The following is a 12,081-nucleotide window of genomic DNA, read 5'->3' on the forward strand; positions in this document are numbered from 1 at the left end:
GAGGCATGGGGTGTTGATATCCAGCATGTCTTCTGATACGTAAGGAAAAGAGACTAGCAGGCGTTGAGTGAATCTGCCCGGGCTGTTGGGAAAATGCTTTATCAACAAATATTTTTTGTCTAATAATGTTATTTTTCAATTTGTTAATTTAAATATCAAAGGGTAATATCTACATTGATAACAGTCCCTGCCATCTTTACATTTAATGATGAAGATCACCTAAAATGATAGGTTGTTTTTATACAGTACCAAATTCAATTTTCTCCCTATAAGATAGATTGCATTTCCGCGGATGTAGTTTACAAGGGAAAGACGGTCAACATGCATCGCACTATTTCTGAGTTTTATCGCATTCCCCCTTTACTTATTCGGGCGCTAAAAAGCGGAATTTCCTCCGTGGTGGAGTATCATCTCAACAGGGGATTACCCAAAGATTCACGAGATTCTCTGGGAAACAGCCCATTGATGATTGCGGCCCAGTATGGACATTTCGCTATTTGCGAAATGTTGTTGAGTGCGGGTGTTGATGTTGAACATCAAAACAACCTCGGGCTTCGCGCTAGTGACCTTGCGCAGGAGCAAAAATTGCGTGATCTGTTGGCCCGTTATCGTCAGCCTCTTTCACTTGCCGAACTGGAACGCTCTGTGGTTTCAGTCGAGGACTCAGAAACAGAGGCAGAATTACCCAGCGCTGAAATCCCGATGGATTTTATGCTGTGGGATGCAGAAGTTGAATTGAAGCCCGCCGAAGATAATCTGACGTTAAGACATGCTTCCGCTGAAGCCCAGCAATTATTATCACGCTATCGCCCGAAAGATAACTCTGCTGAGTGGAGCGATATCGAACTCACGCTCCCTGAACCACTGACGCCAGTTTCTCACTCTCCGCAAAATTACCCTCATCTCTCAACGTTGCTCATTGGCGCACTGGATACGGGGCGTATCTCTTTGCGTGACATCTGGCATGCCGGGGAAGAGGATTTCGGTATGCAGTGGCCTGAATTCCGGCTCAGCGTAGAGGCATTGATCAGGGACTTACCGCTGATTGTGGATGACGATGATATTATTCCGCCTGACGCTGCTCCGGCGACATTAGCTGTGAGTGAACCTCTTGAACCCTGGTTTGATGCTTTCAATGCATTGCGGCAGTTCGGCATCGTTGAAAACTATCTCGTGGATATCCGCCAGTGGGATGTCGTGGATAAAACAAAAGAAGAACGACTCGGCCAGCGCATGGATACGGCGCTAATCAATCTGATAAAAATCCTGGCGGGTTTATCCGAAGCGGAATATATGCAGTTGCTGCAGCCCAATTACCTTCCGGCGCCAGCGCCTGAGATTTCTGAAGAGGAAGACGTCGCAGAAGAAGCGGATGAGGAAATGCCTCCCGTATCCGATGACGATAACGATGACACTATCAGCTTTATCGAGCTGCTCGTTCTGCTGAGAAGTGGGAAAGCAGGCGAGTATCAGGATAATCATATCCCCCGCCCGGAGTATGCCGACCTGCAACAGATAGTTGAGCGCGCCCGAACGCTCATCCCTGATGAAGGTCATAAAATAAGTCTGTATGTCAGCAGTTACAGAGAGGCTTGGGAGGGGCTGATCCACGCCAACTTGCGTCTGGTCGTCACCATCGCGAATAAATATCGCGGGCGGGGATTAGATGTCGAGGACCTGATCCAGGAAGGTAATCTGGGTTTGATCAAGGCCGTTGAAAAATTCGACTATCGACGCGGGTTTAAATTCTCCACGTATGCCACCTGGTGGATCCGCCAGAAGATCAGCCGCGCGATTGCCGATCAGGCGCAGCTCATCCGTTTACCCGTTCACTTCTATGAGCAATTCAGGCGCTGGCGAAACAGTCGGGATCAATTGCTGTATCGCCAGGGGATAACGCCCACGATCAAACGGCTGCAAGCATTGACTGACCTTCCAGAAAATCAACTCAATCGGATGGCAAAATATGAAGAACAGACGGTGTTGATTGGCGATTTTCATGCTGACGCCCAGGACAGCGAAGCGGCGCTGTCGGGAGACGCGATCCTGACCAGAAAGGATTTCACCAGTGCTCCCGTTCAGTATCTCGAGCTAAGAGAATGTGTTTCATTGGTGCTGGAAACGTTGTTGCCACGCGAAAAGCAGATCATAAAAATGCGTTTTGGCATCGGTATGACGCAAGATTTTACGCTGGAAGAGGTGGGTAAACAGTTTGATGTCACGCGAGAAAGGATACGTCAGATAGAAGCCAAAGCGCTCCGTAAGCTCCGCTATCACAGCCGGGCGTCGAAATTAGGCGGCTTCGTCGAACAGTGGGAAACCGCATTGAGCGAGATGCAGGAAGAAGAAGAATGACGACCATGCGCCATGCGCCACCGAATGCAGCCATTATGATCGAAGCGCTGCGAGGGCTCGGTTACAACACCGCCACCGCACTGGCTGACATCATCGACAACAGCATTAGTGCCGGTGCCCGTAAGGTCGATCTGACCTTTCACTGGCGTGAGTCGGATAGCTATATCGTGGTTCGGGATAATGGTTGCGGCATGTCGGCCGCTGAACTGGATGTTGCGATGCGGCTGGGGGTCAAAAACCCGCTGACAAAGCGTTCAGGACACGATCTGGGCCGCTTCGGTCTGGGACTCAAAACCGCCTCCTTTTCGCAATGTCGCCGTCTGACGGTCGCCTCCAAAAAAGAGGGGATAACGACCATCCTGCGTTGGGATCTGGACATTCTCGCCGCCAGTACGGACGACGGTTGGTATTTGCTTGAAGGCGCTGACCCAGGAAGTCAGGAGGCGTTAGCAAATGCGGAACCTGACTCCCACGGTACGGTGGTGCTGTGGGACGTTTTAGACCGAATTGTCACCCCCGGCTACGGTGAGAAAGATTTCCTCAATCTGATGGATGGCGTTGAACAACATCTGGCGATGGTATTTCACCGATTCCTTGAGGGGAACGCTCCCCGACTCACTCTCACCCTCAATGGTCGCAAAATTAAAGCCTGGGATCCCTTTCTCAGCGGGCATCCTTCCAAGCCTTGGCATTCGCCTTCGGCAATGGCGCCAGGCGCTCCTGCCGTGAAGGTAGAGTGTCATGTTCTGCCGCATCAGGATCACCTGACGACGCAGGAGTATCAACAGGCTCAAGGACCGGCAGGCTGGACGGCCCAGCAAGGATTTTATGTATACCGGAATGAGCGATTGCTGGTGGCGGGCAACTGGCTTGGACTCGGAAGCCCCCGGGCCTGGACGAAAGATGAAACCCACCGCCTTGCGCGAATCCGTCTGGATATCCCTAATGATGCTGACATAGACTGGAAGATTGATATTCGTAAGTCGATGGCCCGCCCACCGGTTTCGCTGCGGCCTTGGTTAACCCAACTGGCGCAATCAACGCGTGATCGTGCGGTACGGACATTTGCAAAACGCGGGAAAATGAATAAGCGCAAGCCCGGCGAGGAACTTGTTCAGCTCTGGCAAGCGCAGAAGACGCCATCCGGTGTTCGTTATCAGATTTCGTTACAACATCCTGTTATCAGCAATGTCCTTTCGCAGGCCGGTGAGTTATCTCCACAAATTCAGGCCATGCTAAGACTGATTGAGGAAACCGTTCCAGTTCAGCAAATCTGGCTTGATACGGCTGAGACAAAAGAGACGCCGCGGACAGGTTTTGAAACTGCACCGCCCGCAGAGGTGTTGTCCGTATTGCAGGTCATGTACAAGACTATGGTTGGACAGCAGGCGATGTCACCGGCGCTGGCGAAACAGCACCTGCAAAATATGGAACCCTTCGATAATTATCCCGAATTAATTGCACAACTCCCTGACGATCAACATGAGAAATCGCTATGAGTCTTAATCCCTTGGATGACACGCAACTGAGTGTATTGCAGATTGTGCAAACGTTCCTGCAAAGTCAGGATAAAAGCACGATCACGCCCGGTATTCTGCGCCAACATATTGATATGGTTTGTCAGATGAAACCTGAGTGGAGCCGCCTTGATAGTCGGGAGATCTTGGTCGAAGAGTTGATCCGCCGTTACAGCATCTGGATGGGAGAAGATTCTTCTCTGAGTAATGACGAAGGGCATCAACCCTGGCTGACCGCTGATGTGAAACGCGAGTGGCGCTACTGGCATCGATATCGCCAGTGGCTTGGCAAAACGATGCCTTGGGGAGTCCTGGATACCCTTGACCGTTCAACGGATCGTGTTCTGGGATTACTTGAGCAACCGGGGCGGGAAGGGCGTTGGGACCGACGTGGGCTGGTGGTCGGCCATGTTCAGTCGGGGAAGACCAGCCACTATACCGGTCTAATCTGTAAAGCCGCAGATGCGGGATATAAGATAATCATTGTGCTCGCTGGTTTGCATAACAACCTCCGCTCGCAGACCCAAATGCGTCTTGATGAAGGATTTCTTGGTTACGAGACGAGCCCACTCAGAGAAAAAGTGACCATCATTGGGGTGGGCGATATTGATAGCGATCCTGTCATTCGTCCCAATTACGTCACTAACCGATCAGAAAAGGGCGACTTCAGCGCCGGAGTGGCTAAGAATTTGGGGATCAGCCCCGAGCAACGGCCCTGGCTGTTCGTAGTAAAGAAAAATAAGTCTATTTTGAAGCGCCTGCATACTTGGATTGAGAACCATGTTGCCACCAGCGTCGACCCCATCACCGGAAAGCGTTTTGTTTCGGAATTGCCGCTGCTGATGATTGATGATGAAGCGGACAACGCCTCAGTTGATACGGGGGAAATTGTCTACGATGACGATGGAAAACCGGATGCTGAACATCAGCCAACGGCAATAAATAGTCTGATTCGTAAGCTGTTGATGCAGTTTAGCCGTAAGGCGTATGTCGGATATACCGCTACGCCCTTTGCCAATATTTTTATTCACGAGAGCAATGAAACACGTGACGAAGGTCCGGATTTGTTCCCTTCCGCCTTTATCATTAATCTCGGCGCACCCTCTAACTACATCGGCCCTGCGAGGGTATTTGGGCGGGCCACCGCGGAAGGCCGGAGCGGAGAGTTGCCTTTGATTAGGCGAGTGAGTGATCACTGTAGCGATGACGGAAAAAGGGGGTGGATGCCGGTTTCTCATAAGAGTTCGCACTATCCCACACTGGATACGCTAACTCATTTCCCGGACTCGCTAAAACACGCCATCGACAGTTTTTTACTAGCATGCTGTGTCAGAGAATTACGCGGTCAGGGAGAAAAACACAGTTCGATGCTGGTCCATGTGACTCGTTTCAATAAGGTGCAATCGGTTGTTTATGAAAATATTGATGCCTACATTCAGGACGTGAGGCAGCGACTGACGCGAAGGATTGGACACGAACCTTTTTTACATCAGCTTGAGTCACTCTGGCAGGCCGATTTTTTGCCGACGAATCAGGCGATCCGCGACGTTATGCCGCAGCAGGTTCCGGACGACGCCTTCGAATGGCAGGAGATCGTCGACAAGCTGTATACCGTGATAGAAAACGTGTCGGTACGAATGATAAACGGAACGGCGAAGGATGCGCTTGATTATTCGGACAGTGCGACAGGCTTAAAAGTCATTGCGATTGGCGGAGACAAACTGGCTCGAGGGCTAACGCTTGAGGGATTATGCACTAGTTATTTTTTACGCGCCTCCCGCATGTATGACACGTTAATGCAGATGGGGCGTTGGTTTGGTTATCGCCAGGGATATCTGGATGTATGCCGGCTTTATACCACCGATGAGCTGATTGAATGGTTTGAGCACATTGCGGATGCGTCAGAAGAGCTGCGGGAAGAGTTTGACAATATGGTCGCCAGCGGCGGCACCCCACGTGATTTCGGGCTAAAAGTGAAATCACACCCTGTGTTAATGGTGACCTCGCCCTTAAAAATGCGTAGCGCGCGTTCACTATGGCTCTCTTTCAGCGGCACGGTGGTCGAAACGATTTCGTTGTTTAAAGAACAGGAGTATCACAAGCGTAACTACGTGGCTTTCCAGCGTCTAACCGGGCGCGTCGGTGCTGGCGCGCCGATACCTGAGAGACGACGCGGAGATAAGATTGAAAAATGGAATGGGGTCATTTGGCAAAATATCTCCCCTGAGCCGATCATCGATTTCTTAACGGAATATGAGACCCATGCTCAGGCCAGAAAAGCTAACAGCAAACTACTGGCGGATTTTGTTACGCGGATGAATCGCGTTGATGAACTCACCCAATGGACGGTGGCGGTGATAGGGGGCGGCATCGATCGCCATCACGATGTTTGCGGCTTTTCCGTACCGCTTATGATGCGTAAAGCGTCTGAAGGGGTCACTGACCGTTATTCCATTGGCCGTTTACTTTCCCCACGCGATGAAGGGATTGACTGTGATGAATCAACTTGGCTTGCTGCGCTGGAAGAAACGCAGCGTATTTTTCATGCCGATCCCGGACGCAATGAAGGGCGAGAGGAGCCCGTCGTTCCAGGTGGCGTGGTACTGCGTCGGATTAAAGGATTTGGCATTAACGACATTCCAGCACAGCGTCAAAAAGGTTTATTGCTCATTTACTTACTGGACCCGCAGCAGGCATTGCCGGCAGTGGAATATCAGGACGATGCCTTACCTGTGGTGGCTTTTGGCATCAGTTTTCCGGGAAGCCGCAGTGGGGTAACGGTGGAGTACAAAGTGAACAACGTACTATGGGAGCAAGAGTATGGTGCGGCTGAGTAAAGACGATCTGCTGGCGGCCTGGAAAGCCTTAGATCGATCTCAGATAGACGAACTGCCTGGCGCTCAGGGCTGGCGCGGGATTCGGCTTTTTACGCACCAGGGCTGTAGCTTTCATGCCGGGCGTCGTCAGCCTGATAATGAAGAAATGCTGATTGCCGTGTTTCCTCATCCTCTTTCGCTTGGGTCGGCGGCGCTGCCATCTTGTAAAGGATTCCGCGTTGAGATGGCCGGAACAGAGGAGGGGTGGCAGAACGGTTTGATGATCCGTCGCCAGCAAACAGGGAATGTGGATGTCTTTACGACGATGATTCTGGATATTCTCCATTCGCTCCTGAACGTTTCGAGGCCGTGCCTGTTTGAAACTCTGCTTCGTCGGATTCGTTTATGGCAGGCGTTTATGGAGCGCGATACCCGTCCACTCAGTCAAGAAGAAGAAGTTGGGTTAATCGGCGAATTGACGTGTCTGGAGCGGTTGAGCGAGAGCGGTCTTGCTCCGTCAACGGCAGTCGAAGCATGGATAGGACCGCAGCATGGGCTACAGGATTTTGCACTCGATGAACGCGCCATTGAGATAAAAAGCACCACGGCAGCGCAGGGCTTTTGCGTAACTATCCACTCTCTTGAACAACTAGACTGGCTGCGGGCAGGATCGCTTGTATTGTGTGGTTTGCGCTTCAGCGAGCATCCCACCGGTGCAACCCTGAATGACATCATTAGCCGTCTTCGTCAACGGCTTGAGGGAAACGCTACGGCGGCTTGTCTTTTTGAGGGATCGCTTTGTCACGTCGGATATTTCACTGAACATGCTGAATTCTATACACGTCATTTCTTGCTGACAGAGGCGTTCGCACTCCCCATTGAAGCGGATTTTCCCTCTTTGACGCATGCAAATGTCCCGTTGCCGGTGGTGAGTGCGTGCTATCAACTCGAACTCCAGACACTTATTCCTCAGGCCCAAGATTTTAACCATTGCTTGTCACACTTTGCAGGATTACCGCATGGAACTTATTGATTTTTTACGTCAAACCCAGAATGAGATTCGCAAGGAATATCAGGATCAAATGGCTCAGCCAGGGGTTGAGTCACCTTTTCCGGAGCTGATTTTTACCGATATTGTTATGCGTCATATGGCCGATATCGGTATGACATTCGATGATGCCGAGACGTGTCACTTTATGGCGAAAGTCAGTGGACACAATGTGCGTCTCAGCGGTTATGCTTTCTCAGAAGATGGTGATCAACTTGACCTTTTTGTCAGCATTTATCACGGTAGCGATGAGCTTTGCCACGTCCCGGATGCAGAGACAAAAGCGATTGCCGGTTACTGCATTCAATTTTTGCAGAAGTGCGTTGACGGTAAATTATCATCCACGCTCGATCAGTCCAATGATGCCTGGCAACTGGTGACGACCATCGAGCAGTCCTATGCAGAACTGGAGCAAATCAGAATTTATGTACTGACCGATGGTCAGGTGAAAACCCGCTGGTATCAGTCTCGTGACGTGGCCGGTAAAACCATTAAATTAGAGGTTATGGACATTGTCCGCTTGTTTAACCACTGGCAGGAAGGTAAGCCACGCGATGAACTGCAGGTTAATTTTGATGAGGTGGCAGGGGGGGCGCTTCCCTGTGTCTGGATCCCGGATGAAATGGGTGAGTACGATTATGCGCTGACGGTGGTTCCAGGAGAGACACTGCGATTTATCTATGAAAAATATGGCAACCGGATTCTGGAAGCGAACGTTCGCTCATTTCTGAGTCAGACGGGGAAAGTCAACAAGGGGATTCGTGACACTTTACGTGAGCAGCCTGAGCGTTTTATGGCTTATAACAACGGCATTGTGATTGTTGCCGATCAGGTCAGGCTTGGTGAGGCACCGGGAGGTGGCCCTGGTATTGCGTGGATGCAGGGGATGCAGATCGTCAACGGTGGGCAGACGACGGCTTCCATGTTTTTCACCAAAAAGAAATTCCCGGCAACCAATCTGCGTAACGTGCGTGTACCCGCAAAAGTCATTGTGCTGAAACAGACGAATAATGCACAAGAAGAGATGTTAATTGCGGATATTTCGCGCTTCTCGAATAGCCAGAATAAAGTCAATATTTCCGATCTGTCAGCCAATCGACCGGTACATGTACAGCTGGAAAAAATGGCAAACACGGTGTATTGCCCGGACGGATACAGTCGTTGGTTTTACGAACGAGCAAACGGCAGTTATAAGGTCATGCTGGAACGAGAAGGTAAAACACCAGCGGGAATTAAACGGTTAAAAGACGCAATTCCTCCATCTCGTCGGATAACGAAAACGGATTTCGCAAAATATCACTGTGCCTGGCTCCAGCGTCCGGATTTAGTCAGCCTCGGCGGACAGAAAAACTTTGCCGCATTAATGACGATGATTGACAAGGATACTGAGCGTTATGGGGATGAACTGAACATTGAAACTTTTAAAAATTATATCGCTCAGGCCATTATTTATAAGAAAGCCTATAAGTTGATTAATTCACTTTTCCCCGCATTTAAGGCGAATATCACCGCCTATACTGTTGCCGCCTATTCACATCTTTATGGTAACGAAACGGATCTGGCAGAGATCTGGAATCAACAGGGCATCGAGGAAACGATGGGGAATCGTCTTGTCAGCTTGGCTCACCGAGTAAATAGCCTTCTGGCTGAATCGGCAAATGGCAGGATGATTTCTGAATGGGCGAAAAAGCCTGAATGCTGGGACTACGTGCGCAGTAAAATCTATTTCTCCGCACAGGGAAAAAAGGATGACTTCTCGCATGATGAAATTGCATGATGAGTTCAGTATCAACATGATATGTGAGTATTACTGACGTATGGCAGCGGTTGTTCTGTCTGGATGTGCTATGGCATCGCATCTATATACAATTAACAGCTGTATTTTAAATCCAGCATTAATTATGCACAGAACCTCGCTTTAGCGAGGTTTCTTGTTTGTGATGCCCTGCTTATAAATAATTTTTTGCGCAAGCATTTAAAGGTAAGACAGTATGAGTTTGTGTGCGTTACTAGCGTTGACTGCTAGATGTTTAATAGAGTGTTATATTGCTGATTCACTATTAGGGGAAGCTTAGGCTAACATCAAGTGAAAAATTCACCAGTATATTACGGGGCTAATTTAGAAGGGGTAGTTGAACCATTGCCATAACAAAGGACCTATTTGTTCCATTAATGGGGCGTATATTGATACTAAGACTTTCTTATGGAACAGCGCGGTGTTTATCGCTGAAGTTTTACGGCGTTATTAAAAGCGGTAGCTGAAACCCGCATTCCCGGTCCACGGCGATTCCATCCCATCGCCTTTCTCGTAATTGATACTGGCGTAAATATGCGTGTGCGGCGTGAGAGTGGCGCTGATGCCAGCCTGGTAGCTTCCTCGTGTTCCGGCGCTATCGTTATTAAAATTATCGTCATTAACCCTGACCGGGTTGTTATGCACAAACTCCTGCTCCAGCGCGATTTTCAGCCACGGAATGAACTGCATACCACTGTGAGTAGTAATATTCTGGCGCAGCCGAAACCCGACTTGCCCCAGCGCAGATTCAGCCGTACCAAGATGTGCCTGCATTCCGTTCGATAGCCAGTAATCATCACTTTGCGGGATGAAGCCCGTGAAACCGACAAAGGGAGAAAGTGTGGTATTGGCGAATCTGGCGTTATACCCGGCAACCAGGCTGCCACCTAATCCGGGGATGGTGTAACTGCCGTCGGCATGGCTGCCGGAACTCATGCGGGCATTCAGGTGCTGGTTAAACAGATTGCCTTTCAGCATCCCATCCAGGCTGGGGAACCGTTTTTATGAAGTGGCATCATCGTGGTTTCCATATCGATGTCGTGTACTTGGATAGTTTAAATTATTTCGTTTTTAGGTACTAAAAGTACCTGTATTGTCATTTTTTTTAACTATGCAGCTGAAAAGCATGAAGGCATCGGCTTTTACAGCTTGTAGGCTGTAATGTCTAAAAACAGCCTACAAGCTGTAAAAACATCAAAAATGGAGTACTGCTTATCCATTAATTCATACAGACAACGCCGGACAACCCAAATTAACCATCTGTAAATACGTCGATAAAATGCATTTTTTTAAACATATGACCGAAATATGTTTATGCCATCGACACGTTCCGACCATATGTCGATAAAAACGGTTTTTATAAACATGTGAGCAGGAATCTCTAAAGCCGTCACAACATCAGCCACTCCCCAAACACTGCGCCCGAATCTCCGCAACCAACTTACTGATATCCCGTTTTTGACGCGGCCTTGCTGGTATGTCTGGCTCTGAAACCACAGGCTGCACAAACTCCGGCACTTTCGCTTTGCCGCGCCGATACTGATTAAACTCACCGCCCTGAGCCTTGCGTAGTGTCGCCAGCAGATAGGCGAGCGGGTTTTGTATGCCGCCACGGGCAACGCGTTGAGCTGCGTCATTGAGCACTTCCTGGCGCAGCGGAGGCGGCAGATTCTGCATGGCCTGTAAAACAAGCTGTTTTTCAGGACGGGTTAATGGAATTTCCAGCGGCCAGTTCGGCGGCGAGTTGTTCGCGCGCGCGGTAGTACTATTACAAATATCTGTAGATACAGTACGTACAGAATCCCGGTCCTGGTTTGAGACTAAGCCGCCAGGCCCCGGTTTCCGGCTTAGTCCCGATTCGGTACTCGGTGAAATTTTGCCTGGTACCGTATTGAGACCGGACGTTTCTGGCTTAGTCTCCTCAGGAGACTGGCGCTGCTGCCAGCGGGCGCGTTCTTCCAGCAACTCTATACGCGAGGATAGATAGCGCAGACTGGTGTCCTGGCGAATGTCGTACAAAATACCTTGCGCAGTGGCGCGGATGGACTTGTTTTCATGTCGCGAGCACTGCTCCAGCAAATGAAGATAGCTGGCATCAAAGCGCACGGCGTCCAGCACGCTCAGCGGTTCATCGTGCAGGGCATAGATATTCCCGAGGATGCGCCCGGATACCCGATCCCGCGCCTTATGGCACAGGCTGAGCCAGCGCGTCAGGCGTAGCATCAGCAATGCCCGGCTGACGGTACTGCGCGAGGCTTTTTCATCCTGCGGGCGGTTAGATAGCTGCACCTGCAATTCGCTGTAAGAGGGGAACACCGCGCCACCGTTGTCCTGCGCCTGCATTCGGATCACCTGCCAGGCAAATTTATCTCTGGGCGATAACAGCGGATCTTGCAACAGACGACGCGGAACCGTGTCATGTTGATTGCCCATAAACAGCAGGCTATCGGAAGCGGATGTCGGATCCTTCTGTATCCGTTGCTGGAGTTTATCGCCGGTCATGTTGATCAGCGCCTGGATATACGGTGTCATGATCTTCCCCTCAGTCAC

At 50.2% G+C, this 12,081-nt stretch carries 7 protein-coding genes; 5 read left to right on the plus strand and 2 right to left on the minus strand.

Annotated features, from left to right (window positions below):
* The first annotated feature begins 321 nt into the window (after positions 1-321).
* Genes L379_RS19795 through mzaE form a run of 5 tightly spaced genes read left to right on the plus strand, consistent with a single transcriptional unit; the run spans position 322 to position 9,513 of the window.
* Entirely contained in the window at positions 322-2,355 is a 2,034-nt protein-coding gene (locus L379_RS19795; protein ID WP_032652431.1) for a sigma-70 family RNA polymerase sigma factor, read from the plus strand.
* Positions 2,352-3,854 (plus strand): MZA anti-phage system associated ATPase MzaB, encoded by a 1,503-nt coding sequence (gene mzaB / locus L379_RS19790; protein ID WP_023284572.1) that lies wholly within the window; start codon positions 2,352-2,354, stop codon positions 3,852-3,854. The genes L379_RS19795 and mzaB overlap by 4 nt, the downstream gene beginning before the upstream one ends.
* The gene (mzaC, locus tag L379_RS19785) at positions 3,851-6,709 is read left to right on the plus strand and encodes an MZA anti-phage system associated Z1 domain-containing protein MzaC (protein ID WP_003863009.1); all 2,859 of its coding nucleotides are present in this window, start codon (positions 3,851-3,853) and stop codon (positions 6,707-6,709) included. Before mzaB ends, mzaC begins: the two co-directional genes overlap by 4 nt.
* Positions 6,693-7,721 (plus strand): MZA anti-phage system associated PD-(D/E)XK motif protein MzaD, encoded by a 1,029-nt coding sequence (gene mzaD, locus L379_RS19780; protein WP_032652433.1) that lies wholly within the window; start codon positions 6,693-6,695, stop codon positions 7,719-7,721. The genes mzaC and mzaD overlap by 17 nt, the downstream gene beginning before the upstream one ends.
* The gene (gene mzaE, locus L379_RS19775) at positions 7,708-9,513 is read left to right on the plus strand and encodes an MZA anti-phage system associated AIPR family protein MzaE (protein ID WP_003863012.1); all 1,806 of its coding nucleotides are present in this window, start codon (positions 7,708-7,710) and stop codon (positions 9,511-9,513) included. Before mzaD ends, mzaE begins: the two co-directional genes overlap by 14 nt.
* Positions 9,514-9,981: 468 nt before the next feature.
* Here the strand turns inward: mzaE and L379_RS19770 are convergent, their stop codons facing one another.
* Positions 9,982-10,509 (minus strand): autotransporter outer membrane beta-barrel domain-containing protein, encoded by a 528-nt coding sequence (locus tag L379_RS19770; protein WP_023221010.1) that lies wholly within the window; start codon positions 10,507-10,509, stop codon positions 9,982-9,984.
* A 420-nt stretch (positions 10,510-10,929) separates the two neighbouring features.
* Positions 10,930-12,063, minus strand: coding sequence for an STY4528 family pathogenicity island replication protein (locus L379_RS19765; protein WP_032652434.1), 1,134 nt, complete (start codon positions 12,061-12,063; stop codon positions 10,930-10,932).
* Between the last annotated feature and the right edge of the window lie 18 nt (positions 12,064-12,081).

The organism is Enterobacter sp. MGH 33 (assembly GCF_000534535.1).
Classification (GTDB): Bacteria; Pseudomonadota; Gammaproteobacteria; order Enterobacterales; family Enterobacteriaceae; genus Enterobacter; species Enterobacter hormaechei_C.